General features: G+C 47.0%; 21 protein-coding genes. 6 read left to right on the top strand and 15 right to left on the bottom strand.

Annotated elements, in window-relative coordinates:
- Position 1: 1 nt before the first annotated feature.
- Positions 2-430, bottom strand: a complete 429-nt coding sequence (gene rplM, locus AC6I8U_RS13990) for a 50S ribosomal protein L13 (RefSeq protein WP_234494550.1) — start codon at positions 428-430, stop codon at positions 2-4.
- A 211-nt stretch (positions 431-641) separates the two neighbouring features.
- On the bottom strand, positions 642-1,745 hold the full coding sequence (gene zapE, locus AC6I8U_RS13995) for a cell division protein ZapE (RefSeq protein WP_498017199.1): 1,104 nt from the start codon (positions 1,743-1,745) through the stop codon (positions 642-644).
- Between the two features lie 141 nt (positions 1,746-1,886).
- On the opposite strand from zapE, the gene zapG reads away from it, so the two are divergent.
- From zapG to degS, 3 genes are all read left to right on the top strand, one after another.
- Positions 1,887-2,363, top strand: coding sequence for a Z-ring associated protein ZapG (gene zapG, locus AC6I8U_RS14000; RefSeq protein WP_252013366.1), 477 nt, complete (start codon positions 1,887-1,889; stop codon positions 2,361-2,363).
- A 116-nt stretch (positions 2,364-2,479) separates the two neighbouring features.
- Positions 2,480-3,847, top strand: coding sequence for a Do family serine endopeptidase (locus AC6I8U_RS14005; protein WP_498018368.1), 1,368 nt, complete (start codon positions 2,480-2,482; stop codon positions 3,845-3,847).
- Between the two features lie 232 nt (positions 3,848-4,079).
- The gene (gene degS, locus AC6I8U_RS14010; protein ID WP_498017200.1) at positions 4,080-5,144 is read left to right on the top strand and encodes an outer membrane-stress sensor serine endopeptidase DegS; all 1,065 of its coding nucleotides are present in this window, start codon (positions 4,080-4,082) and stop codon (positions 5,142-5,144) included.
- Positions 5,145-5,212: 68 nt separating this feature from the next.
- Here degS and parC read toward each other — a convergent pair whose 3' ends face one another.
- From parC to nudF, 6 genes are all read right to left on the bottom strand, one after another.
- Positions 5,213-7,489 (bottom strand): DNA topoisomerase IV subunit A, encoded by a 2,277-nt coding sequence (gene parC / locus AC6I8U_RS14015; RefSeq protein ID WP_498017201.1) that lies wholly within the window; start codon positions 7,487-7,489, stop codon positions 5,213-5,215.
- A 2-nt stretch (positions 7,490-7,491) separates the two neighbouring features.
- Positions 7,492-9,372, bottom strand: a complete 1,881-nt coding sequence (gene parE / locus AC6I8U_RS14020; protein ID WP_042475898.1) for a DNA topoisomerase IV subunit B — start codon at positions 9,370-9,372, stop codon at positions 7,492-7,494.
- A 222-nt stretch (positions 9,373-9,594) separates the two neighbouring features.
- Positions 9,595-10,182 (bottom strand): esterase YqiA, encoded by a 588-nt coding sequence (gene yqiA / locus AC6I8U_RS14025; RefSeq protein ID WP_498017202.1) that lies wholly within the window; start codon positions 10,180-10,182, stop codon positions 9,595-9,597.
- Positions 10,182-11,006, bottom strand: a complete 825-nt coding sequence (gene cpdA / locus AC6I8U_RS14030) for a 3',5'-cyclic-AMP phosphodiesterase (protein ID WP_498017203.1) — start codon at positions 11,004-11,006, stop codon at positions 10,182-10,184. Before cpdA ends, yqiA begins: the two co-directional genes overlap by 1 nt.
- 31 nt (positions 11,007-11,037) lie before the next feature.
- Positions 11,038-11,484, bottom strand: a complete 447-nt coding sequence (locus AC6I8U_RS14035) for a DUF1249 family protein (protein WP_042475892.1) — start codon at positions 11,482-11,484, stop codon at positions 11,038-11,040.
- Positions 11,485-11,496: 12 nt separating this feature from the next.
- Positions 11,497-12,120 carry an ADP-ribose diphosphatase gene (nudF, locus tag AC6I8U_RS14040; RefSeq protein ID WP_394152911.1) on the bottom strand — a complete coding sequence of 208 codons (624 nt, stop codon included), beginning with the start codon at positions 12,118-12,120 and terminating at the stop codon, positions 11,497-11,499.
- 236 nt (positions 12,121-12,356) lie between these two features.
- Here nudF and tolC point away from each other — a divergent pair, with 236 nt between their 5' ends.
- The gene (gene tolC / locus AC6I8U_RS14045) at positions 12,357-13,676 is read left to right on the top strand and encodes an outer membrane channel protein TolC (RefSeq protein ID WP_234494561.1); all 1,320 of its coding nucleotides are present in this window, start codon (positions 12,357-12,359) and stop codon (positions 13,674-13,676) included.
- A gap of 79 nt (positions 13,677-13,755) precedes the next feature.
- Here tolC and hldE read toward each other — a convergent pair whose 3' ends face one another.
- The 5 genes from hldE to AC6I8U_RS14070 form a co-directional block, all read right to left on the bottom strand.
- On the bottom strand, positions 13,756-15,186 hold the full coding sequence (gene hldE, locus AC6I8U_RS14050) for a bifunctional D-glycero-beta-D-manno-heptose-7-phosphate kinase/D-glycero-beta-D-manno-heptose 1-phosphate adenylyltransferase HldE (protein WP_042475885.1): 1,431 nt from the start codon (positions 15,184-15,186) through the stop codon (positions 13,756-13,758).
- A gap of 154 nt (positions 15,187-15,340) precedes the next feature.
- A complete protein-coding gene (gene glnE, locus AC6I8U_RS14055; protein ID WP_498017204.1) occupies positions 15,341-18,196 on the bottom strand; it encodes a bifunctional [glutamate--ammonia ligase]-adenylyl-L-tyrosine phosphorylase/[glutamate--ammonia-ligase] adenylyltransferase in 2,856 nt (951 codons plus the stop codon).
- Positions 18,197-18,312: 116 nt separating this feature from the next.
- Positions 18,313-19,083 carry an ABC transporter permease gene (locus tag AC6I8U_RS14060; protein WP_042476118.1) on the bottom strand — a complete coding sequence of 257 codons (771 nt, stop codon included), beginning with the start codon at positions 19,081-19,083 and terminating at the stop codon, positions 18,313-18,315.
- A 5-nt stretch (positions 19,084-19,088) separates the two neighbouring features.
- Positions 19,089-20,009, bottom strand: coding sequence for an ABC transporter ATP-binding protein (locus AC6I8U_RS14065; RefSeq protein ID WP_042475882.1), 921 nt, complete (start codon positions 20,007-20,009; stop codon positions 19,089-19,091).
- Positions 20,010-20,197: 188 nt separating this feature from the next.
- Complete coding sequence (locus AC6I8U_RS14070) at positions 20,198-21,844, bottom strand: SulP family inorganic anion transporter (protein WP_498017205.1); 1,647 nt, start codon at positions 21,842-21,844, stop codon at positions 20,198-20,200.
- Positions 21,845-22,078: 234 nt separating this feature from the next.
- On the opposite strand from AC6I8U_RS14070, the gene can reads away from it, so the two are divergent.
- A complete protein-coding gene (gene can / locus AC6I8U_RS14075) occupies positions 22,079-22,738 on the top strand; it encodes a carbonate dehydratase (RefSeq protein ID WP_394152899.1) in 660 nt (219 codons plus the stop codon).
- 79 nt (positions 22,739-22,817) lie between these two features.
- Here the strand turns inward: can and hpt are convergent, their stop codons facing one another.
- Complete coding sequence (gene hpt / locus AC6I8U_RS14080) at positions 22,818-23,348, bottom strand: hypoxanthine phosphoribosyltransferase (protein ID WP_042475879.1); 531 nt, start codon at positions 23,346-23,348, stop codon at positions 22,818-22,820.
- 524 nt (positions 23,349-23,872) lie between these two features.
- On the opposite strand from hpt, the gene AC6I8U_RS14085 reads away from it, so the two are divergent.
- Positions 23,873-24,493 carry a LuxR/HapR/OpaR family quorum-sensing transcriptional regulator gene (locus tag AC6I8U_RS14085; protein WP_042475876.1) on the top strand — a complete coding sequence of 207 codons (621 nt, stop codon included), beginning with the start codon at positions 23,873-23,875 and terminating at the stop codon, positions 24,491-24,493.
- 76 nt (positions 24,494-24,569) lie between these two features.
- Here the strand turns inward: AC6I8U_RS14085 and lpdA are convergent, their stop codons facing one another.
- The gene (gene lpdA / locus AC6I8U_RS14090; protein WP_042475873.1) at positions 24,570-25,997 is read right to left on the bottom strand and encodes a dihydrolipoyl dehydrogenase; all 1,428 of its coding nucleotides are present in this window, start codon (positions 25,995-25,997) and stop codon (positions 24,570-24,572) included.
- Between the last annotated feature and the right edge of the window lie 162 nt (positions 25,998-26,159).

A 26,159-nucleotide genomic window follows, 5' to 3' on the forward strand; every position in this document is an offset into this window, starting at 1 on the left:
ATTAGATGTCTAGTACTTGTGGTTGTTGAGCAACATGGTTGTGCTCAGCGCCAGCGTAAACTTTAAGCTTACGGTACATAGCACGGCCTAGAGGACCACGTGGTAGCATACCTTTAACCGCTAGCTCAAGAGCCATTTCAGGCTTACGATCGATCAGCTTTTCAAAAGTGATTGATTTTAGGCCGCCTGGGAACTCAGAGTGACGGTAGTAAACTTTGTTCTTAGCCTTGTTACCAGTTACAGTAACTTTCTCAGCGTTAACAACGATGATGTAATCACCAGTGTCAGTGTGCGGAGTGTATTCAGCTTTGTGTTTGCCACGTAGGCGAGATGCAATTTCACTTGCTAGACGGCCAAGAGTTTTACCTTCAGCGTCTACAACGTACCAGTCGCGTTTTACAGTTTCTGGTTTAGCAACGAAAGTTTTCATGCTAATAATAACCCGTTAATTAAATTTACACTTAAGGAGCTTTCGCTCCCACTGTCTAAGAGCCCATACATCACCCCTTCGAGTGTTGAAACTCTCGGCATCGTTCCTCAAAAAGTTTGAAGAAACTCGCCTGCAGTAACGGTGGGTCGCAGGATTATAGAGAAGCTCGAGGAAAAAATCATCTATTTTTTGGACAAATTTACCAAAAACATCAAGGTAGATGCTCTGAAGCTAAATAGTCATGGCTTTGCATCTCTGTAAGTCGCGAGATACAGCGCTTGAACTCAAACTCCAATTGACCTTGGGTGTACAGCTCTTCCAGTGGTACCTCTGAAGAAATAATGAGTTTTACCCGTCTTTCATAGAATTCATCCACTAAAGCAATAAACCGCCTTGCAGCATCATCTAGCTTGGCATCCATCTGCTTAACATCGGCTAACAGCACTGTGTGGTAGATTCGAGACATCTCAATGTAGTCATTTTGACTGCGCATGGTCTGGCAAAGCTGCGCGAAACTGGCAAATAAGACGTCATCGGCAGCGGCAAAGACTTCAATATCGCGATGATTGATATCAATACTTGCTTCGTGAACGCGATCATCCACCACCAGTTGATTGAAGTAACGCTCTAGGTTTTGGTTTGCGGCTTCATCTAATGGGAAATGATAGATTTCGGCCTGTTCCAGGGTTCGAAGCCGATAATCGATACCACTATCTACATTCAGCACCACACATTGACTCTGAATAAGGGTAATTGCAGGCATGAATCGAGCGCGCTGCAGGCCATTACGATACAGGTCTTCAGGAGGGATGTTAGAGGTAGCGACCAGTACAACACCACGCTTAAAGAGTGCTTGTAACAGCGTCGCTAAGATCATGGCGTCCGTTATGTCCGAAACAAAAAACTCATCAAAACAGATAATCTTCGCTTCAGCTTCAAACCTATCGGCAACTTTCTCAAGTGGGTTTTCCACATCACCAAGCTGTTTGAGTTCATCGTGAACTCGATACATAAAGCGGTGAAAGTGGACACGCATCTTTTTCGTGGTCGGTAAGCTATCGAAAAACGCATCCATCAAGTAGGTTTTACCGCGCCCTACTCCTCCCCAAAAATAGAGACCTTGCGGTGGCGTCGCTTCTTCAGGCTTCTTACCTAGCAGTTTTTGCATCATTGATAGCGCAGGCGCTTCAAACTGTAAGTAATCGTTAAACTGATGATGCAACCTATCTAAGGCTTCCACAGCAGCCCGCTGGGCTGGGTCTGCTTGAAAACCATTCATTTTTATATCATGTTCGTATCTTTCTATGGGCGTCATGGATTACTCGCAACACTGATCCAAGGGCTGGAGAGCACGTATTTTTGCTTTATTGGCTCTAAATCTCATAGTAACATGGCTAAACGACGTGTGTAACCGCTTGGTAACGCGCATGTTAATAATCATTATAAAGGAGCTGTTATGCCTTGGATATATGCCATTGTCGGCTTGCTAGTTGGTGCTATTCTCGGAATCGTAATTTCCCGACTAACTACTCCACAATACAAGAAGCAAAAGACGCTACAAAAAGACCTTGAATCCGCAAAGTTTGCGCTTGAGCAGCAACGTCAAGAACTCTCAGACCACTTTGCTCAAACCGCAGAGATGCTTGATACACTGGGTAAGGATTACACAAAACTGTATCAACACATGGCAAAGACCTCGACTGAGCTGATGCCTAACTTGCCAGAGCAAGACAATCCTTTCGTTAAGAAGATTGCCGAGCATAATGTGGAAACCATCGAAGCCAACGCTGAGGTTGAGCATCCACCGAAAGATTATGTTAACGGTGCGACTGGACTTCTTACTGAAGAAAAGAAAGAAGTCGTTGAAGCGCCCGAAGCTGTCGGGCAAGAATCTGTTGTACAAGAACCCATGACAACAGCAAAAGCGTCTTAGTAGACAAGTTACCACGGCCAGTAATTGGATAAATTACTGGCCGTTTTTACATTCAGGATGAACTTTACAACTTTCGTTGAGTCATAAACCTTACTGATCCAAAGAGGAGTTTTATGATGAAAAAACCAGTACTTGCATTAACTGTCCTTTCGTTAAGTCTGAGTGCAATCATCGCCCCACTACCTGCAACCGCTGCATTACCGCTGTCCGTAAACGGCGAACAGCTCCCTAGTCTAGCCCCTATGCTGGAAAAGGTGACACCCGCTGTCGTCAGTATTGCAGTGGAGGGTACACAAGTTTCTCGACAGCAATTGCCAGAGCAGTTTCGCTTCTTCTTCGGCCCTGACTTCCCAACCGAACAGCTTCAAGAGCGACCGTTTAGAGGTCTCGGCTCTGGTGTCGTTGTCGATGCGGACAAAGGCTATATTGTCACTAACTACCACGTGATTAATGGTGCGGAAGAGATTCGTATCAAACTTGGCGATGGACGTGAGTTCGATGCTGAGCTGGTTGGCGGCGATGAAATGTCAGACGTCGCGCTGCTAAAGGTCGATGGTGCCAAGAACCTCACCGAAATTAAGGTCGCGGACTCTGACGAACTTCGCGTCGGTGACTTTACCGTTGCAATTGGTAACCCATTTGGACTCGGTCAAACAGTTACCTCAGGTATCGTTTCAGCCCTTGGGCGCAGCGGGCTCAACCTAGAAAACTTTGAAAACTTCATTCAAACAGATGCTGCGATCAACAGTGGTAACTCTGGTGGCGCGTTGGTGAACCTTAATGGTGAGCTCATCGGCATCAACACTGCGATTCTTGGTCCTAACGGTGGTAACGTGGGGATTGGCTTTGCGATTCCATCTAACATGATGAAAAACCTCACAGACCAGATCATTGAGTTTGGCGAAGTGAAACGCGGCATGTTAGGTGTACAAGGTGGAGAAGTCACCTCTGAACTCGCGGAGGCGCTGGGTTACAACTCCAGTAAAGGTGCATTCGTTAGCCAAGTCATTCCTGATAGCGCTGCGGACAAAGCGGGCCTTGAAGCCGGTGACATCATTGTCTCTGTTAACGGTAAGAAGATCTCTACCTTTAGCGAGCTTAGAGCAAAAGTCGCCACCTTAGGTGCTGGTAAAACCGTTAAACTTGGTATCGTTCGCGACGGCAAAGAGAAGTCCTACGATGTGACATTATCAGAGGCAGCGAAGACCATCACCAAAGCCGACAAACTTCACGAAGGCTTAACAGGTGCAGAGTTTGCCAACACCGACAGCAGCGACCCAGTTGAGGGCGTCAAAGTGAAATCTGTCGAGGAAGGCTCACCGGCGGCTCAATATGAGTTGCAACAAGGTGACATTATCATCGGTGTTAACCGCGCTCGAGTGAAAAACGTGGGTGAACTGCGTAAGATCCTAGAGAAGAAACCTGATGTACTTGCTCTAAACATACAGCGTGGTGAGAGGACCATTTACCTCGTTGTGCGTTAACGACAAATAGACTGAGTTAATTTTGTGTCATAGAGCAGCCGAATAGAGGCTGCTCTTTTATTATCTGCAGCAGAAATGATATCCTTTGCACCACAGCTGTGCTTATCAGAACTTTTTCGGTTAGTATCAAAAAATTATCTCGTTTTGACTCTCAGATAATACTAAGTTAAGAAGGTAACCGTTTGCGAATTCCGACATAGCAGCTCAAATTCCGATTCAACTAGAGGGAACAATGCTGAACTTTCTCATCCGCTCTGTATCTATGGGTCTCATTACAGCGCTACTCGTGCTACTTGCGGTTCCTTCCCTCAGACAAAACATCATACCGAATAATCTCGCTTCTCAACCTGAGTATGATACGACCGAACAGATCTCATTTAACCAAGCAGTCCGTAAAGCGGCCCCTGCCGTGGTCAATATCTACAGTCGTCAGTATAAAGAGAGTGACCGCACAACACTCGCGACTCAAGGATTGGGTTCAGGGGTTATTGTCAGCGACAAAGGGTACATCATTACCAACTATCACGTTGTCGCTAACGCAGACCAAATCATCGTCGCGCTGCAAGATGGACGCGTGGCAGCGGCCCAGCTAGTTGGTAAAGACCAACGTACTGATATCGCTGTGTTGCGAATAGAAGGTGGCAACCTGCCCGTTATCCCGCTAAACCCAAGTTACTCGCCTAAGGTAGGCGATGTGGTTCTCGCCATTGGTAATCCCTACAACCTCGGGCAAACGACCACATTTGGCATCATATCGGCAACAGGTCGCTCTTCGATTAGTGCAGGTGGCATTCAAGCCTTTATCCAGACTGATGCCGCGATCAACCAGGGCAACTCCGGTGGCGCTTTAGTTAATACACGTGGTGAACTGGTTGGCATCAATACCGCTTCATTCCAGCAAGCCACTGACCTTGAGACCTACGGCATTTCTTTCGCTATTCCCTATCCGCTCGCAAGCAAGATTATGGAAAAGATCATAGCGGATGGACGTGTGATTCGTGGTTACATCGGGGTTGATGGGCAAGACATTAATTCTGTGACGGCTCGCCTGCTAGGAAACGAGCATATTGGTGGCATTATCGTACTGGGCCTAGACCCCGAAGGACCTGCAGCAAAAGCGGGTATTCAAGTCCAGGATATTATCTTGATGATTGATGGCAATAAGCTTAACGGACGTCAGGGTGTGCTCGATTTGGTTACCGATTTAAGACCGGGTACCACAGTAGAAGCCAAGCTGCTTCGTGATGGTAAAGAGATTACCTTACCGATCACGGTAGGCGAAGACAGCCGAGAATAAGCCGCGTATAAAGCTATAACCATAAAAAAACCTCCGACAAGTCGGAGGTTTTTTATTACCTACTGAATTTATTCTTCAGTCGGCGTCTCTTGTGCGTCATTGCCTTCAACTTCAATACGCGTCACACGCTGCAGACCCCTTGGTAGCAGGCCGCCACGACGACCGCGCTCGCCTCGGAAGTTATCTAGGTCACTTGGTTTCAACCCTAACTTACGCTTACCGGCATACAAGGTGATTGATGTACCTTGAGGCAGCGCCATCAGATGCGAAACAAACTCTTCGCGCGCCTTAGCCTTCGCTGACGGAATATTGATAATCTTGTTACCCTTGCCCTTGCCAAGCTGTGGCAAGTCTTTAATTGGGAACAGCAGCATTCGACCTTGGTTAGTAATCGCCAAAATCTCATCGGACTCAAGATCGCCAACCATTGCAGGTGTCATGACTTCCGCCGCTTGAGGCAAGGTTACTAACGCCTTACCGCTGCGGTTTTTCGACAATAAGTCACTGCCTTTACAAACAAAACCGTAGCCCGCGTCTGAGCCGACCAACCAAAGCTGGCTCTCTTCACCCATCACGACCTGACGAATACTTGAGCCCGCATTAATGTTTAGTCGACCTGTAATTGGTTCGCCTTGGCTACGTGCTGACGGTAGAGAGTGTGACTCGAGCGAGTAGCTTCGGCCATCGCTTCCGAGGAAGACCGCTGGCTGATTACTCTTACCTCGTGCTGAGGCAAGGTACTTATCACCCGCTTTATAGTTGAGACCACTCGCATCGACATCATGACCTTTAGCGTGGCGAATCCAGCCTTTTTCAGACAGAACAACCGTGATTGGTTCACTTGGTACCAAGTCACGCTCAGTCATCGCTTTCGCTTCTGCACGCTCAACGATTGGAGAGCGACGGTCATCACCGTATTTATCCGCGTCCGCTTGAATTTCTTTCTTAAGTAGCGTGTTCATACGACGCTCAGAGCCAAGCAGCTTCTCTAGCTTCTCGCGCTCTTTCTCAAGCTCTTCCTGCTCACCACGGATCTTCATTTCTTCCAGCTTAGCCAGGTGGCGAAGCTTGGTATCTAAGATCGCATCCGCTTGAATGTCCGTGATACCAAAGCGCGACATCAACACCGCTTTTGGTTCATCCTCAGTACGGATGATTTCAATCACTTCATCTAGGTTTAGGTAAGCAACCAACAAACCTTCAAGGATGTGCAAACGAGCAAGGATCTTGTCTAGGCGATATTGAAGACGCTTGCGTACGGTCTCACGGCGATACTCAATCCATTCCGTTAAGATCTGCAGCAGACCTTTCACTTGCGGACGGTTATCGAGGCCAATCATGTTGAGGTTTACGCGGAAGTTCTTCTCAAGATCGGTCGATGCGAACAAGTGGTTCATTAACTGATCACAATCGATACGGTTTGAGCGCGGTACCACGACGATACGCGTTGGGTTTTCGTGATCCGACTCATCGCGCAAGTCATCTACCATTGGCAGTTTCTTGGCACGCATTTGGTTAGCAATCTGCTCAAGCAGCTTAGCGCCAGACACCTGATGTGGCAGCGCTGTGATGACAATCTCAGAGCCTTCCTTATGCCACACTGCACGCATTTTCACACTGCCGCGACCGGTACGATAGATTTTCTCGAGGTCGGCTTGCGGTGAGATGATTTCAGCTTCCGTTGGATAGTCAGGTCCCTTCACAAACTCCATGACCTCGGCAAGCTCAGATTTTGGCTTATCGATAAGATGGATCGTTGCGTCGGCAATTTCACGAACGTTGTGCGGCGGAATATCTGTTGCCATACCAACGGCGATACCGGTGATGCCATTCAGCAAGATATGCGGCAATCGTGCAGGTAGGATCTTCGGCTCTTTCATGGTGCCGTCGAAGTTTGGCTGCCACTCGACCGTGCCTTGACCTAACTCACCTAACAGTACTTCAGCAAACTTAGACAGTTTTGCTTCGGTATAACGCATCGCAGCGAACGATTTCGGATCATCCGGCGCACCCCAGTTACCTTGACCATCCACCAGCGGATAACGGTAAGAGAATGGCTGGGCCATTAGTACCATGGCTTCATAACAGGCTGAGTCACCGTGTGGATGATATTTACCCAACACGTCACCAACGGTACGTGCCGATTTTTTGTACTTCGCCGATGCGGACAGACCCAGCTCAGACATCGCATAGATAATGCGGCGCTGAACAGGTTTTAGACCATCGCCGATATAAGGCAATGCACGATCCATAATCACGTACATTGAGTAATTCAGATAGGCGTCTTCAGTGAACTTTCGCAGAGGCAGCTGTTCTACGCCATCAAAAGACATTTCAGTCGACATTGTTATACCTCAGCCATGTCACCGTTGTTTTGTAGCCAGCTACGACGATCGTCCGCACGCTTTTTACCAAGCAGCATATCCATCATTTCATTGGTAGCTTCGTCATCATCAATGGTCAGTTGCACCAAACGGCGTGTATTCGGGTCCATCGTGGTTTCGCGCAGTTGAAGCGGGTTCATCTCACCTAGACCTTTGAATCGCTGAACGTTGATCTTTGCTTTCTTCTTACTAAGACGCTCTAGAATGCCATCTTTCTCGTCATCATCGAGGGCGTAAAACACCTCTTTACCACAGTCAATTCGATACAGAGGAGGCATCGCCACATAGACGTGACCAGCAGCAACCAGTGAGCGGAAATGCTTAGTAAATAGGGCACAAAGCAGCGTGGCAATATGCAGACCATCCGAGTCCGCATCGGCAAGGATACAGACTTTACCGTAGCGAAGACCTTCAAGGTTTTCGGTATCAGGGTCAATGCCAAGCGCCACGGAGATATCATGCACTTCTTGTGATGCAAGCACTTGGTCAGCCGAGACTTCCCAGGTATTAAGGATTTTACCGCGCAGTGGCATCACCGCTTGGAACTCACGATCACGCGCCTGTTTGGCACTACCACCCGCCGAGTCACCCTCCACGAAGAAGATTTCTGTACGGTTAAGATCTTGCTGTGAACAATCGGTCAGCTTACCTGGCAGTGCAGGACCTGAAGCGACCTTCTTACGAACCACCTTTTTACTGGCACGCATTCGGCGGTGGGCATTAGCAATACAGACTTCAGCAAGCTGCTCAGCAAGTTGAGGTTTTTCGTTTAGCCACAGGCTGAACGCATCTTTAACCACACCGGAGACAAATGCTGCGCATTGGCGAGACGAGAGGCGCTCTTTGGTTTGACCCGCGAACTGCGGATCTTGCATCTTAATAGACAAGACATACGAGCAACGCTCAAAAACATCATCACCGGTAAGCTTAACGCCACGAGGCAGCAAGTTACGGAACTCACAAAACTCACGCATCGCATCGAGCAAGCCCTGACGCAGACCATTTACGTGGGTACCACCCTGAGCAGTCGGGATCAAGTTTACGTAGCTTTCGGTGATCATCTCACCACCTTCAGGCTGCCAAATGACCGCCCAAGTTGCCGCTTCCGTTTCCGCTGAGAATTCACCGGTAAACGGTGCTTCAGGCAGTACGGCATAACCTTTGACGCCTTCCGCTAGATAGTCTTTTAGACCATCTTCGTAATACCACTTGTAGTCTTTACCGTTCACTTTGTCGCTGAAGGTGATTTCTAATCCAGGACAAAGAACCGCTTTCGCTCTGAGGTTGTTAACCAGTCGAGTAACAGAGAAGTTAGCAGAATCGAAGTAGCTCGCATCTGGCCAGAAGTGAACACTAGTACCGCGATTACGTCGACCACAAGTGCCAGTGACCGTCAGCTCTTGAACCTTATTACCGTTCTCGAACGCCATCTCATACACTTGCCCGTCACGACGTACGGCAACTTCAACGCGCTTGGACAATGCGTTTACTACAGAGATACCAACACCGTGCAAACCGCCCGAGAATTGATAGTTCTTGTTCGAGAACTTACCACCAGCGTGCAACTTACAGAAAATCAGTTCAACACCCGAGATCTTTTCTTCAGGGTGAATATCGACGGGCATACCACGACCATCATCGATAACTTCTAACGATTGGTCGGCATGCAGAATGACTTGTACCTTAGAGGCATGTCCGGCTAGCGCTTCATCGACACTGTTATCGATAACTTCTTGGCCCAAATGGTTTGGGCGCGCTGTATCCGTATACATCCCTGGTCGGCGACGTACTGGCTCAAGACCATTGAGAACCTCAATGGCTCCAGCATTATATTGTTCTGTCATAATACGGAAATTTTACTCAAAATAATGATTGATACTTAGCAGCAAAAATAGTGTGCGATGGAAGATCGCAGTTCGCTCGGTGAATTGATACACAGTTCCGAGACTTACGCGCAAGTACAGACGTATCATAGTCTGGCTCAACGCCAGTGTTGTCAAGTTTCACGCAGAAGTTGGGGGGAAAATTATGACTGTCTCCTCAAGCGGAGACGAAAAAAGCATCGCTTACAGGGATAAGAAGCGGATTATCTGTTCAGGGAATCGCTCGAAGCCCACAAAGCTATGATCGCCATTTTCTTCAACAGTTTGCTTACTTTCACGATACTTACTCACCGCCTGGCGATAATCTAGCACCTCGTCACCCTCTTGCTGCAGTAGCCAAAAATCCTGTGGCGAAGTTAGCTCATTCACCTCTAGCGCTTTGAGTTCATCAATATGCTTCGCTTCGAGAAAGTAACGTTCATGTGTATAAGGGTTCTGCTGCTCACCAAGGTAATCCAACAACAGTTCATAAGGCTTTACGGCTGGGTTAATCAACACCGCTTTAAACCCATATAGATTATTTAGCCAAGTCGAAAGGTAGCCACCTAAAGAGCTGCCCACAAGCGCAATTTGGTACTCGCTTTTATGCTCTTCGATCAGTTGCTGCAGATACTCCGCTGCTTGCTGGGGAAAGCAAGGCATTTGCGGCACCACTACTTTAATATCAGGTCGATGCTCGCGACAGTAGTCCATCATAACTTGCGCCTTGAATGACTGTGGCGAGCTGTTAAACCCATGAATATAAAGTAGTAGTGGCTTTTTGATACTCATTAGTAGCCTTCCGCATTAAAATCAGGACGGAATGAACCATGTGGTAAGCGTTTGACCTCTGTATTCACCGTACCATCTGCGCAAAGCTCGAGCTCACGCCAGCCTGGTGCACGGGTATCAAGCGCAAACTCATTCGAGTTAGGCTTGAACTGCACACAGGTCGAAGGGGTTGCAAGCACTCGAACGCCCTCTCGAATCACATCCATCTCTTGATGGATATGACCACACAATACAGCACGCACATTGTCATGCTTATCCACTACCTGCCAAAACTCGTGCGCATCTTTCAAAGAGTGCTGATCGAGCCACGCACTGTTGACTAACAGCGGATGATGATGCAGTAAGACCAAGGTGTGTCGGTTGGCATGCTCTGTGAGTTTACGCTCCAAGAAATCCAACTGACTGTCACTAAGTCGACCATGTGGGACACCGACTACTTGAGAGTCCAACAATAAAACCTGCCAATGCGCTCCTAAAAGCGCATGGGTGACATCCTGAATGAGCGGTGTGCTTACGACACTGTTCATACACGGTTTGTAATCATGGTTTCCTGGTAGCCAAAAGCAAGGCAATCCCAAAGGCTCTATACCCGCGACAAACTTTTGGTATGACGCTTCGGTATGATCTTGAGAAATATCACCGGTGGCGAGCAGCGCTTCAAACTGAGTTCCTTGTTGAATCACCTCAGCCACAACGGCATGAAAACTGTCTTGGGTATTAACACTCAGCAAGCAACCATCATGAGGCGCAAACAGATGCGTGTCCGTTAATTGCAGCAACCTAACGCTACTTAACTGAGATTCATCACTGGGTGTTGTCTTCAAAATATTAAAAACCTGAACTTATAATTCTTCGTTAGCTACGATACATAATCGGAGCTCGACTAATGCCATTTTTTAAGCAAAACGTCAGCCAATCACTCAAAAACTGATTAAACTGAAACTTTTCATCCTTCTGATGCATTTTTGCATTGGGATAATCGTATCGTGCTTGAACTCGAGAAGCGTTTTCGCAATCACAGACTTCTGCAACCTTCGCATCGTGATAAAGCCTCACGGTCATTTTAGGCAAAGGAAAAACAGGAAGCTCATCATCTTGGAAAATTTCAACCAATGTTGTGTACTTCGTCACTTCTCTCACCTCTAACTGATAGGTGAGCGATCCCGCTTGATAACAGCGCACATCCCCGACTTCTGGAGCGGTTGGAATAAGACGATTCAGCTTTGCATAGTTCGTCTCATATATGCGCATTAGCTCTGCTAGATCAACATGATACGAATTAGTATCGACAACACGAGCCATAAAAAATTCCCTCTACCATTGCTGTTTTAGCTTTTGATAGTTTAGTTGTAACCATTGTAGAGCGATGATGGACGCACCGTTTTCAATCTCGCCGCTCTCTATCATTTGATAGGCTTGCTCTCGAGATACGACACTGACACGAATATCTTCTCCCTCACTCTCTAAACCATGAACACCAGACGCTTGAGTCGCATCAACCTGGCCGACGAAAACCGAAATTCTCTCATTGCACCCACCCGAAGAAGGGTAGTATCGCGTGATTGGCACGAGATTCTTTACATCGACGCCCGCTTCTTCGACCGCTTCTCGACAAACGAGCTCTTCAATACTCTCTTGCTTATCGACAATACCGGCAACAATTTCCATCTGCCATGGGCTTTCATGTTCTAGAGCCCCAACCCGAATCTGTTCGATTAGGACCACTTGGTCACGAACGGGGTCGTAGGGAAGCATTGCTGCGGCTTCACCGCGAACAAACATTTCTCTGTCAATCACTGAACTCCAGCCGCCTTCAAAACGTTTATGCTTGAAGCGAAACTGCACCATTTCAAAAAAGCCTTTAAAAACGGTCTCTTTTGACACAATGTCGACATCATCGGGCGTATACTTATCACCAGACGGTAGTGCGTTTCTCATAGCGGACCTCAAGTTACAGTGAATCTTATAGTTTACTCAAGGAATACAACGACTACCAAGGACGCGGTTCAATTTTTTACGTAAAAATTCAAAATAAATTTGATTCTGGTTAATTATTTGTCTCAATTTTTGGTGAGGATGCGTAAAAAAGTGCAAAGTTTCGAGTGAATTACGGTCATTTTAAGTTAAACTGTGAATCATACCTTTATTAGTATTACTAGGCAGGATTAGGACAAATGAAAAAACTGCTTCCACTCTTTATTACAGCTGCATTAGGAAGCGTAAGTGCAGCAACATGGGCCGACTCCCTAACAGAGATCTACGATCAAGCTAAACAAAACGATCCTCAGTTGCTTCGTGCAGCCGCTCAGCGTGATCGTGCATTTGAAGCGATCAATTCTGCTCGTGCAACGCTATTACCACAGATCAACCTTACTGCAGGTCTTGATTTCACTGCATCAGACTTTGATCCTCAAGATAGTACCAACCTAACTGCCGGTGTGGGCTTTTCTCAAGAGCTATACAACCGTGCTAGCTGGATCACTCTGGACACTGCAGAAAAAACAGCGCGTCAAGCAGACTCGCAATATGCAGCAGCTCAACAAGACCTAATCCTTCGTACTGCGCAAGCGTACTTTGAAGTGCTGCGTTCAAAAGACAACCTAGAATCTGTTCGTGCTAACAAAGCAGCGGTTGCTCGTCAGCTAGAGCAAACTAAGCAGCGTTTTGAGGTTGGTCTATCAGCGATTACCGACGTACATGATGCTCAAGCTCAGTATGACCGAGTGTTGGCAGATGAGGTTGTGGCAGAAAACAACCTGTTAAACCAATACGAAGCACTGCGTGAGATCACCGGCCAAGAACACACGAATATTGATATTCTTGATACTGACCGCTTCTCAGCAGCGCGCCCAGAGCAAAGTGTGACTTTCTTCCTAGAGGAAGCGCAGTCGAAAAACTTAGATCTACTATCGGCACGTATCGGACAAGATATTGCTAAAGACAACATTACATTAGCAAGCTCTGGTCACCTACCTACGCTAACACTAGACGGTGGTTATGGATACGATAGCGAGCGTAACAGTAACAACAGCCGTTATGGCGGTCCATCAGAGAATATCAATGCATTCAATGCTGGTATCAACCTGTCTGTGCCTCTATACACTGGTGGTAACATTACTTCGCAAACCAAACAAGCAGAGTTCGCTTACGTTGAAGCAAGTGAGCAACTAGAGCAAACTTACCGCTCTGTGGTTCGTAATGTTCGTGCGAATAACAACAACATCAACTCGTCAATCGGTGCAATTCGCGCGTTTGAGCAAACCGTTATCTCTGCTGAGTCAGCACTAGAGGCAACCAAAGCCGGTTTTGATGTGGGTACGCGTACTATCGTTGACGTACTAGAAGCGACACAGGCGCTTTACGATGCAGAAAGTAACTTGTCTGATGCTCGCTACGATTACATTGTCAGCGTACTTAACCTACGCCAATCAGTAGGTACTCTATCTGAGCAAGATATCGTAGACATCAATGCAGGTCTTAAGAAAGACAACTAATTGATACGATTGAATTAAAAAGGGACGCTATCGCGTCCCTTTTTGTTATCTGTGTCACTGGCAATAAGTAAGAGGCGCTTTACCCCTTACCACCTTTAATCGCTTCGATGATTTCCGTCGTTGAACAGCCATCTTCAAAGTTAAGTACTTTGACTTCGCCACCAGCGGCAATCACTTCTTTACCACCCGCAATATCTTCTGGTTTGTAGTCACCACCTTTAACAAGCAGAGACGGCAATACTTCTGAGATCAAACGGCGCGGTGTCTCTTCAGAGAAAGGCACCACCCAGTCAACAGCACCAAGACCAGCCAATACCGCCATACGGCGATCTGTTGGGTTAACAGGGCGACCAGGGCCTTTCAGCTCACGCACTGATTCGTCTGTGTTTACAGCAACGATCAAGCGATCACCAAGCTCTGCGGCGTGATTGAGATAGGATACGTGACCTGCGTGTAAGATATCGAAGCAGCCATTGGTCATAACTACCTTCTCACCTTTTGCGCGCGCTTTAGCAACAGCTTCGATAAGTGCTTGCTCAGTGATCACACCGTAATCTGTATCTTGGCTGCCGTGTACGGCTTCCGCGAGTTCAATCGTTGAAAGCGTTGAGGTACCCAGTTTACCAACCACAACACCCGCAGCAGCATTTGCCAGCGCACACGCTTCATCAAGTGGTTTACCCGCCGCAACAGAGGCAGCGAGTACAGAGATAACCGTATCACCAGCACCCGTTACGTCGTACACTTCTTTTGCTTGCGTTGGCAGATGGAAAGGTTCTTGATCGCGACGCAGTAGCGTCATACCGTGCTCACTGCGAGTCACAAGTAGCGCTTCAAAGTCGAATTTCTCGATCAGTGCATGACCCTTTTCAATCAGCTCTTCTTCATTTTTTACTTTACCAACAACATGTTCAAACTCGGCCATGTTTGGGGTAAGCAGAGTCGCACCACGATAACGCTCAAAGTCTGCACCTTTAGGATCGATAAACACTGGAACACCAGCGGCTTTTGCCTTCTGGATATAGCTTTGAACATGCTCAAGGGCACCCTTGGCATAATCGGAAAGGATCACAGAGCGCACGTTTGGCAGTGCTTGTTCCATCTTAGCAAGCACTAACTCAGGATCGGTGTTTTCGAATTTGTCTTCAAAGTCTAGACGGATCAACTGTTGACCACGACTCAACACACGCAACTTAGTGATCGTCGGATAGTCTGGAAGCGCAACAAAGTCACACTTTACCTTAAGAGACGTCAGAGTCTCTGTCAGTACTTTTGCTGGCTCATCCATACCAACCAAGCCGATGGTATGAGCGTGACCACCCAGTGACGCGATGTTCATTGCCACGTTAGCCGCACCGCCAGGGCGTTCTTCGTTGTTTTCTACTTTCACTACAGGTACAGGCGCTTCTGGTGAAATTCGTCCTGTCGGTCCATACCAGTAGCGGTCAAGCATGACATCGCCGACAATCAATACGCCAGAATCACTGTAATTCGGTAGGATGGGTTTCATTTCTTCACTCCAATTGAGTATGAGAAGGCGCCGCTGCCCCTTCTCATTCATTATCTATTTATGGCTTTTTCTGACTAAGCCTTTGATGGGATAGTAGCACAACTCTTGGTTTCACTACTAAAACATGGCGTTTTACTCAAAGACATTGATTCAATTATTTTGAACCTAGCCAGGCATTCCAAGCCTGAACCACAATCGCCTTTTCGGATTCAAACTTATCCTCTGCCACATCGGCCTCGAGATTCAGTAAGTTTCGGTGATGGATTTCATCACGCAGCGTGGTATAAGCCTGCGTTAACGCCATTGCTTGCTCTTCTTCCATGACGCCTTGTGCCATCATCGACTCAAAAATACGCACGTTGTCTGACCATCGTGTAAGCTTAGGCTTTTCGTGGCTAAATTGTAGAACGAGATACTGAGCCAAAAACTCAATATCTGTGATTCCACCAGGGTCCTGCTTGAGCATAAAGCGCCCAGCTTTCTTACCGCCTAGGTGGTCACGCATTTTTACACGCATATCGACGACTTGACCTATGAGCGTCTCTTTGTCGCGAACTTTACATAGAATGTCATTGCGCGTCCCACTAAAGGCCTGCTCAAGGGCCTGATCGCCATAGATCATGCGCGCTCTTACCAAGGCTTGATGCTCCCAAGTCCACGCATCGTTGTGTTGATACTCATCAAACGCATCGGTTGGGCTCACCAAAAGACCCGAAGCGCCTGAAGGACGAAGTCGAGTATCCACTTCATAGAGAATACCCGACGCCGTTCTCGTTGAGAAAATATGGATAATTCTCTGCGCTAGCCTCAGATAGAACTGACGACCGTCGATCTCTTTCTTACCATCGGTATACACACTAACAGGGCAATCGTGCATAAAGACGATATCAAGATCCGAGTTGTAGCCTAGCTCCCAGCCTCCGACTTTCCCGTAGCCAATCACAGCAAAGCCTTTGCTGCCGCGATCTTTGAGGTGAGTAGGCTCTCCATATTTCGCCGCCATTTGCTGCCAGGCCTGGTTGATCCCAGCTTCCACGATGGCTTCCGCCAGATAGGTCAAGTGATCGCTCACCTTCATGACGGGTAGCACGCCTGCAATGTCTGCGGCAGCAATCCGTAAAATACAGGTCTGTTTGAATTGTCTTAGCGCCTCCATCTGCTGCTCCATATCCTCTTCAGGAATACGGGCTAGATAGTCACGTAGCTCCGTCTTATAAGATTCAAGCGGGACTGGATTATAGAGATGGGCCGGATCAAGCAGCTCATCAAGCAAGATAGGATAACGCCCAAGTTGCTCGGAGATCATTGGACTCGCCGTACACAAGCGAACTAACTGAGTTAACGCCGCAGGGTGCTCATCAAGTAGCTCTAAGTAGGTGGTGCGAGTGACGATACGGTGCAGAACATGCAGTACTCGTGGCAAGCCAAACTCCGCATCTTTGTTACTGTAAATCGCACTGAAGATCTTTGGCATCAGCCTATTGAGAACCTCACGACCTCGAGGGCCCAGTGTTTTCTTGGCAAGATCGGCTTTAAACTGAAGGATCACATTTTGCTTTTCTTCGGGATTTTCCACTTGAAGATCGTGCTCAAGGATATGCGCAATCACACCCTCACGCCCAGCCATGTCCCAAAGCTCATGGAAGTGCTTGGCAATAGGATCCGCCTCTTCGTCATCTTCTTCTTCACCGATCAAGTTAGCGAAGACATGGTGAACATTGAGCATGTGCTGCTCAGTCTGCTTGAGCATGGTATCCCACGATTCAAACCCCATTGCAAAGGCAAGTTTCAATTGCTCACTTTGACAATCTGGTAGCGTCTGGGTCTGTTTATCCGCCATAGCCTGCAATAAATTCTCTTGGCGACGTAAGAAACGATACGCCTGTTGCAGATGCTCAACTTCCTTTGCATCAAGCAGCTTGAGGGTGTTTATCGCCTCGAGTGTCTCCAAGAGACCGCGACCACGTAAGCTTGGTTCACGTCCCCCACGAATGAGCTGGAACACTTGCGCGATAAACTCCACCTCACGAATGCCACCTGCACCGAGTTTGATATTGTTGCCCAAGCCACGACGACGGACTTCGCTGCTGATCATCGATTTCATTCGGCGCAGTGACTGAATCGCACTAAAGTCGATATAACGGCGGAACACAAACGGTCGCAGCATTTGACGAAGCTCTTGATACTCAGGGTACATTTCTCTACCCATGACTCGCGCTTTGACCATGGCATAGCGCTCCCAATCACGCCCCTGCTCTTGGTAATAGTCTTCTAGCGCTGCATAGCTCATCACGAGCGGGCCACTCTCTCCAAAAGGTCTCAAACGCATATCGACGCGATAACAAAAACCATCAAAGGTTTGCTGGTCAAGCGCTTTAATGATGCGCTGGCCAAGACGAGTAAAGAACTGGGCGTTGGCAATCGATCGTCTTGCTCCTTGCGTCTCGCCATTTTCTGGGTAAGTAAAGATGAGATCGATATCCGAAGAAAAATTGAGCTCACCACCACCAAGCTTACCCATACCAATAATCAGCATTGGTTGAGCCTCGCCCGCACTATTGCAAGGCGTCCCCCACTCCTGGCAACACGCTTTATATTGCCATTGGTAGGTTTCAAAAATCATCGCCTCTGCCAACATAGAGAGATGGCTAAGGCTTTCATCTAGAGTCCAATCATTTAAGAAATCACGCCATGCGATGTACGCCATCTCACGATTACGAAATCGGCGCAGCACGCGATGACCATCGGCTTCTACAGCACACGATTCCAACTCGCTGGCAAGGCGATCACGATAATGCTCTTCGCGACTTGTGTGGGTAAGCATCTCTGGAAAAGATTGGAACAGCGCCTCATCTTTTTGCAATGCGTCTTTTACAAACTGACTCATCGCGACAACTTGCTTGAGTTGAGCTTGCTGTTGTTCAGACCATTGAGAAAAATCAGTATAAGTTTCTTGTAGCTGTGTGAACGCCTGTTGAGCGCTTTGTTGTAATTCTGCGGGCAGTTGCATTTGTCGTCCTTGTCTCGACTCATAACAAAAGTGGCGGCCTAGGCCACCACTTATCGTTGACTTGCTGCTAGTCTCTGGTCACTAAGATAATTAACCAAAGCCTCTCGCAATCTCGCTTAGCTTCTTAGGCCAATACCTTTTGTTACCAGATGGTGGGCTACTCCATAAAGTACCACGATAAACACCAAGAGTACGCCAAAAGATGTCACAATCCCCACATCCGACACACCAAGAAAACCGTAACGAAATGCATTGACCATGTAGACGATAGGATTGATCTTGGACACGCCTTGCCAAAACTCAGGAAGCAGACTTATCGAATAGAACACACCACCCAGATAAGTCAGAGGCGTCAGCACAAACGTTGGAATAATCGAAATATCATCGAAGGTCTTCGCAAAAACGGCATTGATAAGCCCCCCCAACGAAAAAACCACTGAGGTTAAAAATACTGTCGCAATGATAATGCCCCAGTGCTCTACTTGCAGGTCCACAAAGAACAAGGACACCAAAGTTACGATGGCGCCAACCAACAGACCACGAACCACGCCCCCCATAACGAAGCCAGCGATAATAATATAGTTCGGTACAGGTGCGACCAAGAGCTCTTCTATGTTGCGCTGAAACTTAGCACTAAAGAATGACGAAGCCACATTCGAGTAGGAGTTAGTGATGACCGACATCATGATCAGACCCGGCACAATGTACTCCATGTAGCTAAAGCCATTCATCTCGCCGATGCGAGAGCCAATCAAGCTACCAAAGATAATAAAGTATAGGGTCATTGTGATTGCAGGTGGCACCAGTGTTTGAACCCAAATGCGCGTAAAGCGATTAATTTCTTTGGTAAGCAGGCTCTTAAACGCTGTCCAATACAAGCCGTACATATTCATTATTTCGTCTCCGCCTGTTCACGAACAATAGAGACAAACAGCTCTTCAAGTCGGTTCGCTTTGTTTCTCATAGATAGCACCTTGATGCCGGCAGCCGATAGCTGAGTGAAGATGTGATTGAGACCTTGCGTCTTTTCAATCTCTATCTCCAACGACCCGTTGACGACCTGCTGTGCATTGACGCCTTCTAACTCAGGCACTGGCACATCCGCTTCAATATCGAGAATGAAGGTTTCTACGTGTAGCTTGTTCAGCAGTGCTTTCATTGAGGTATTCTCGATCAATTCACCACGCTGAATGATGCCGATGTTTCGACAAAGTAGCTCCGCCTCTTCGAGATAGTGCGTCGTCAAAATAATGGTAATGCCTTGACGGTTGATCTCTTTAAGAAAGTCCCACATTGAGCGGCGCAGTTCGATATCCACACCGGCGGTCGGCTCATCAAGAATAAGCAGCTTGGGCTCATGCATTAACGCACGTGCAATCATCAAACGACGCTTCATGCCTCCAGAGAGGTTGCGAGCGCGTTCACTACGTTTCTCCCAAAGATCGAGCTGCGACAGGTATTTCTCAGCGCGCTGCTTCGCCACATCTTTAGGAACGCCATAGTAGCCAGCTTGCTGGAGCACGATTTGCTCAACGGTTTCAAACTGATTGAAATTGAACTCTTGTGGCACCAAGCCCAATTGCTGTTTCGCCAACTCCAATTCTTTGTCGATATCGTGCCCGAATACCGTCACCTTGCCGGAAGTCTTATTTACTAGCGATGTGATAATGCCAATCGTCGTTGACTTACCTGCCCCATTGGGCCCCAAGAGAGCATAAAAGTCCCCTTGTTCCACCGTTAAACTGACACCTTTGAGTGCTTCAAAGCCACCAGCGTATGTTTTTCTGAGCTGCTCTATTTCTAACGCGACCATACCTGACCATACCTACCGCTAAGATCTGACTCATCGGAAAGTTTGATATTTCCAATGATGTCGAAAAGTTATCTGATGGTACTACACATGATGTTGAAATCACCACTTTTCAAGTCAATTAGAAAAAATGAATATAAAAAAGCGAGTGCTGATAACAACACTCGCTAATGATCAGTTTTACAAGTAGCTTAAGATGTGGCTGTACATGCAGCCTCTAGGGCTTTTTCCCGCTCTATATAGATATTGTCATCAGGCACCAAATCGATAACATGGAACTTGTCCAACTGCTGTTTTATTTTGCTATGTGGACACAACAGATACACGTGACAATGGGCATCTTTTGCATCTTTAATCGCATTCTCTAGAGCTAGACCAACGGTCACATCAATCATAGGTACGTCCGTCAAATCGAGGATCATTGCCTGATAATCTGAAATACTTGAGTGCTGCCTAGAGATCGCTTTCGATACACTGAAGATCATAGGACCAGACAGGTAGAAAAACAGCACTTTCCCTTGCGCCTGTTCCAATAGTCCGCGTTCGCTATCGGTTAATGGCACATCATCGTCATCCGCATCACTGATCGCCTTCACTTGCCTTGCTTGCTCGCGGCTCAATCGTTCAATGATAATGATGTTGGAGATAAAAACGCCAAGCCCTACTGCCACGATAAGATCAACAAACACAGTCAACAGCATAACGCCATACATGATCGCCATACCCGGGATGCTGACTTTGTGGGCGCGCTGAATAAAACTCCAGTCAAGAATATTAAAGCCAACGTATACCGCAATACCTGCCAATACCGCCATAGGAATAGGTTCGGTTAACCCACTTGCCACCAGCACCACAAGTGCCAAAACGAGCGCACGCACCACGCCAGACAGCGGAGATCGCGCACCAACCTGGATATTCGTAACCGTCCCCATCGTCGCGCCAGCACCAGGAAGCGCGCCAAAGAGACCTGCAACTAAGTTCGCCAAGCCTTGCCCACGCAACTCTTTATCTGAGTCGTGCTCTTTACGAGTCAAAGAGTCACCAATAACCGCCGTTAACAAGGTATCGATACAACCCAGAGTACCAAGCACTAGCGCATCGATGATCATTTCAGTGAACATTTCTGCGTTGAAATGAGGTATTACGAGAGAAGGAAGACCAGCAGGGATCTCACCAATGCGTCTTATCGTCCCATCGTCAAAAAACAGCACTGACAACAATGTCACGGCAACCAGTGCCACCAGTTGTGGCGGTACGTGCTGACGATACTTTTTAGGAAGTAGGAACAAAATCGCTAAGGTAAGTGCGCCAAGAAACAGCTCAGCGAAATCCACATTTGATAGCAGCTCTGGGATTGCGGTAAGCGTACCGACTACGCCTCCTGTTGGCGCGGCTTGTCCAAGTAAAGGTGCCAACTGAAGTATGATTAGAATGACCCCTATCCCCGACATAAAGCCAGAGACAACACTATAAGGCATGAGGGTGACGTATTTACCCAACTTCAGTGTGCCGAGCAATATTTGAAACACGCCCGCCATCATGACTACGGTGAACGTCATGGCTAATCCTGTTTCAGGATATTTCGCCATCATACTGGTCAATACCGCAGTCATGATTACGGTCATAGGACCTGTGGGTTCGGAAATCAATGTGGAGGAGCCACCAAACAAAGCAGCAAATAGCCCCACCATGATTGCGCCCCACAGCCCGGCTTCTGCCCCAGCTCCCGAGGCAACACCAAACGCCAGCGCGAGTGGTAAGGAGATGATCGCTGTGGTGACACCGCCAAACACATCCCCTTTTAGGTTAATATCTTCAAATCGACGTCCTAACTTCATTACTATCCCTGAGAAATAACCAAAAAATTGATTTAGGTTAACAAATGTGACGCCGAGTTAATATTTATTAAATTAAGTTTAAAATTCATAACTTATAAACCAATTGTCACTAAATCGTTAACTAATTGATTTTAGGCGCATGAACACGTCAGATGAGTACATTTTGACACCTTTTTTGCGAGATTCGATTTGTAACATTGTGTATAGTGTGGCGAATCATTGAAGGGAAGTACCATGCCGGAAATCAAACAACTTTTTGACAACAACTCAAAGTGGTCTCAGGAGATCAAATCTGAACGCCCTGAGTATTTCGCCCAACTTGAAGAGGGCCAAAGCCCTGGCTTTTTGTGGATCGGTTGTTCAGATAGCCGCGTCCCAGCTGAGCGACTGACTGGATTGTACTCTGGTGAGCTTTTCGTTCACCGTAACGTTGCCAACCAAGTTATTCACACCGACCTTAACTGCTTGTCTGTCGTTCAATATGCCGTTGATGTACTCAAGGTTAAGCACATTATTGTGTGTGGGCACTATGGGTGTGGTGGCGTTAACGCCGCGATCGATAACCCACAACTTGGACTGATCAATAACTGGCTGCTCCATATTCGCGATTTATACCTAAAGCACAGAAATTGGTTAGGCGAACTGCCTCGTGAGATGTGGGGTGATAAGCTGTGTGAGATAAACGTTGCTGAGCAGGTTTACAACCTCGGTAACTCCACCATCATGCAGAATGCGTGGGAGCGTGGACAAGATGTCGAAGTACACGGTGTCGTGTATGGCATCGGCGATGGTAAGTTGCAAGACTTGGGTGTTCGCTGCTCAAGCAGAGAAAGCCTTGAGGTCAACTATCAAGCTGCCATGGCGAAGATTCTAAGTACTGAAGTGAGCAAGTAACTCTAAAGTACAAACGCCACAAAATAGCAAAATGCCCACCTCATTGAGGTGGGCATTTATAAATCTGCCTAAAAAGGACTTACTCTTGAGGGACGACTTTACCAATGTAAGGTAGGTGACGATATTTCTGAGCATAATCGATACCCACACCCACAACGAACTCATCTGGGATTTCGAAGCCGATCCACTTAACATCGACATCCACTTCGCGACGAGATGGCTTATCAAGCAAGGTACAGATCTCAATCGACTTTGGCTCACGTAGAGACAGGATCTCTTTGACCTTGTTTAGCGTGTTGCCTGTATCAATAATATCTTCGACAAGCAGAATGTCTTTGCCTTTGATATCGTCATCAAGATCTTTAAGGATACGTACATCGCGAGAGCTTTCCATGGTGTTACCGTAGCTAGAGGCTGTCATAAAGTCCACGCAATGTGTCAAGTCGATGGCGCGAGCTAGGTCTGCCATAAATACAAACGAACCACGAAGCAAACCAACCATCACTAGGTCTTCGCTGCCTTTATAGTGTTCAGTGATCGCTTTACCCAACGCTTGTACGCGCTCATGAACTTCTTGCTCAGAGATCATGACTTCTACTGTATGTTTCATATCTATCTCGATGTTAGTAGGTTGATATAACAAACGTGGCCTCAGCCATGCGTCGCCTCATACAGTATAAAACATCAGAGACCCGCTGCTAAAACAGCACCACCTTGCCAATTAGCGCGCCATAGTATCACTTTCTTACACATGATAAAAATCGAGTACATGGGAATTTTTCAGTCGTTAATCCCCTCTTCTACTATTCAACTGTTAACGGCTTCTGTTGAAAGGAGTGGTTAATTTCACTGCAAAATGTGATATGCAGGTAATTTACTCGTAATTATCATAATTATCAGTGTATGACTATTGACCATCAACATATGCACCATTACACTTATCTGGAATTAGAAAAATAAGAGCAGTGGATTTCCATTTTGGAAATAACCTAACTCGCCCTTTAGATTGACACGGTGACGTTAGGTTTATGTTGTTTTCCGCTTTGCGAGATAGCTGACTCTAAATAAAGCAGGGTGAAAAGGTAGATTCAAAAAGGATCACCAGCCCTAACTAACGTTGGCAAGGAAAATAATATGGACTCAATCGTAAAAAGACCTAGGACACGCCTGTCTCCGCAAAAGCGAAAGCTGCAGCTCATGGAGATAGCATTAGAAGTATTTGCAAAGCGCGGTATTGGGCGCGGCGGACATGCTGACATCGCAGAGATCGCTCAGGTATCTGTCGCTACAGTGTTTAACTACTTCCCTACTCGTGAAGATTTGGTGGACGAAGTACTTAATCACGTCGTTTGTCAGTATTCCAACTTTCTCTCGAATACCATCGACCTCGATGTCAATATCAAGGACAACCTGACGAATATCCTAGATAGCGTCGTGGATATGGTGATTGAGGATTGTCACTGGAATAAAGTGTGGTTTGAATGGAGCACGTCTACTCGCGATGAGGTATGGCCGCTGTTTGTAAGCTCAAACAAGACTAGCCAAGCTCTAGTAGAAAATATGTTTATCAGAGCTATCGAACGTGGTGAAGTCTGCCCGCATCATAACCCTAAACACCTAACAAGCTTGTTCCACGGTCTTTGCTATTCGCTCTTCGTAGAAGCAATGCGCAATAACGATAGCGATGCGGTGAAATCATTGACGGATTGCTACATGGATATGGTGTGCATCTATAATAATGGCGACGCACACTAAGATTCGTCGATACAAAGCAAATCGAACACAAAAAAACGGCCAGTATCTCTACTGGCCGTTTTTCTTTATTCAGAAATTACTTCTTTTTCTTCGCTTTTGCATTTGGAAGGTCAGTGATTGTGCCTTCAAATACTTCTGCCGCAAGACCAACAGACTCGTGAAGCGTTGGGTGAGCGTGGATAGTCAGAGCGATATCTTCTGCATCACAGCCCATCTCGATCGCTAGACCGATTTCACCAAGCAGTTCACCACCGTTAGTACCAACGATAGCACCACCAATAACACGGTGAGACTCTTTGTCGAAGATAAGCTTAGTCATACCGTCAGCACAGTCAGACGCGATTGCACGACCTGATGCTGCCCATGGGAATGTCGCCACTTCGTAGTTGATGCCTTCTGCTTTCGCTTCTTTTTCTGTCTTACCAACCCATGCAACTTCTGGCTCAGTGTAAGCAATTGAAGGAATAACTTTCGGGTCAAAGTAGTGCTTCTTACCAGAGATAACCTCTGCCGCTACGTGACCTTCATGCACACCTTTGTGAGCAAGCATTGGCTGACCAACGATGTCGCCGATAGCGTGAATGTGTGGAACGTTAGTACGCATCTGCTTATCAACATTGATAAAGCCGCGCTCATCCACTTCAATACCCGCTTTCTCTGCATCAAGAAGCTTACCGTTTGGCACACGACCGATAGCAACAAGAACGGCATCGTAGCGCTCGGCATCAGCAGGAGCTTTCTTGCCTTCCATTGAAACGTAGATACCGTCTTCTTTCGCTTCAACTGCCGTTACTTTGGTCTCAAGCATCAAGTTGAACTTGTTTTTAATGCGCTTGGTGTAGACTTTAACCATATCTTTATCCGCTGCAGGGATAAGCTGGTCAAACATCTCAACCACATCAACTTGAGAGCCTAGAGAGTGATAAACCGTTGCCATCTCAAGACCGATGATACCACCACCCATGATAAGCAGTTTTCCTGGTACTTCTTTCAGCTCAAGAGCGTCAGTTGAGTCCCAGATACGTGGATCTTCGTGTGGAATAAATGGCAGTTTGATAGGGCGAGAGCCCGCAGCGATGATAGCGTTGTCAAACGTTACTGTTGTTGACTCGCCTTCACCTTCAACAAGGATAGAGTTAGGACCAGTGAACTTACCGTAACCATTAACGATGTTAACTTTACGCATCTTAGCCATACCGCCAAGACCACCGGTTAGCTGGTTTACAACCTTCTCTTTCCAGATACGGATCTTGTTGATGTCTGTTTGTGGCTCACCGAAAACAACACCATGTTCAGCCATTGCTTTAGCTTCTTCGATAACTTTTGAAACGTGAAGAAGTGCTTTAGATGGGATACAACCCACATTCAGACAGACACCACCTAGGGTGCTATAACGTTCGATAAGTACCGTTTCAAGACCTAGGTCTGCACAACGGAATGCGGCAGAGTAACCAGCAGGACCAGAACCAAGTACAACAACTTGGGCTTTAATTTCTTTGCTCATTTTGACCTCTTGTAGTCATTATCCCTAACAGGCTGAGTGGGTATTGATTTTCTTTTTTATAAACTTCGCTTTGACGCCTAATGACAACGTTTATAGCGTAATGAGTTTAAATATTTATGATTTCAGACCGCCAACATTTTACAGAGATGTTAACGGTGTGAA

The organism is Vibrio sp. KUL80, assembly GCF_059725495.1.

Excerpts from the sequence above, each read along its gene's own strand:
- rplM (WP_234494550.1), bottom strand. The coding sequence starts at position 430 with ATGAAAACTTTCGTTGCTAAACCAGAAACTGTAAAACGCGACTGGTAC.
- zapE (WP_498017199.1), bottom strand. The coding sequence starts at position 1,745 with ATGACGCCCATAGAAAGATACGAACATGATATAAAAATGAATGGTTTT.
- zapG (WP_252013366.1), top strand. The coding sequence starts at position 1,887 with ATGCCTTGGATATATGCCATTGTCGGCTTGCTAGTTGGTGCTATTCTC.
- AC6I8U_RS14005 (WP_498018368.1), top strand. The coding sequence starts at position 2,480 with ATGAAAAAACCAGTACTTGCATTAACTGTCCTTTCGTTAAGTCTGAGT.
- degS (WP_498017200.1), top strand. The coding sequence starts at position 4,080 with ATGCTGAACTTTCTCATCCGCTCTGTATCTATGGGTCTCATTACAGCG.
- parC (WP_498017201.1), bottom strand. The coding sequence starts at position 7,489 with ATGTCGACTGAAATGTCTTTTGATGGCGTAGAACAGCTGCCTCTGCGA.
- parE (WP_042475898.1), bottom strand. The coding sequence starts at position 9,372 with ATGACAGAACAATATAATGCTGGAGCCATTGAGGTTCTCAATGGTCTT.
- yqiA (WP_498017202.1), bottom strand. The coding sequence starts at position 10,182 with ATGAGTATCAAAAAGCCACTACTACTTTATATTCATGGGTTTAACAGC.
- AC6I8U_RS14035 (WP_042475892.1), bottom strand. The coding sequence starts at position 11,484 with ATGGCTCGTGTTGTCGATACTAATTCGTATCATGTTGATCTAGCAGAG.
- nudF (WP_394152911.1), bottom strand. The coding sequence starts at position 12,120 with ATGAGAAACGCACTACCGTCTGGTGATAAGTATACGCCCGATGATGTC.
- tolC (WP_234494561.1), top strand. The coding sequence starts at position 12,357 with ATGAAAAAACTGCTTCCACTCTTTATTACAGCTGCATTAGGAAGCGTA.
- hldE (WP_042475885.1), bottom strand. The coding sequence starts at position 15,186 with ATGAAACCCATCCTACCGAATTACAGTGATTCTGGCGTATTGATTGTC.
- glnE (WP_498017204.1), bottom strand. The coding sequence starts at position 18,196 with ATGCAACTGCCCGCAGAATTACAACAAAGCGCTCAACAGGCGTTCACA.
- AC6I8U_RS14060 (WP_042476118.1), bottom strand. The coding sequence starts at position 19,083 with ATGTACGGCTTGTATTGGACAGCGTTTAAGAGCCTGCTTACCAAAGAA.
- AC6I8U_RS14065 (WP_042475882.1), bottom strand. The coding sequence starts at position 20,009 with ATGGTCGCGTTAGAAATAGAGCAGCTCAGAAAAACATACGCTGGTGGC.
- AC6I8U_RS14070 (WP_498017205.1), bottom strand. The coding sequence starts at position 21,844 with ATGAAGTTAGGACGTCGATTTGAAGATATTAACCTAAAAGGGGATGTG.
- can (WP_394152899.1), top strand. The coding sequence starts at position 22,079 with ATGCCGGAAATCAAACAACTTTTTGACAACAACTCAAAGTGGTCTCAG.
- hpt (WP_042475879.1), bottom strand. The coding sequence starts at position 23,348 with ATGAAACATACAGTAGAAGTCATGATCTCTGAGCAAGAAGTTCATGAG.
- AC6I8U_RS14085 (WP_042475876.1), top strand. The coding sequence starts at position 23,873 with ATGGACTCAATCGTAAAAAGACCTAGGACACGCCTGTCTCCGCAAAAG.
- lpdA (WP_042475873.1), bottom strand. The coding sequence starts at position 25,997 with ATGAGCAAAGAAATTAAAGCCCAAGTTGTTGTACTTGGTTCTGGTCCT.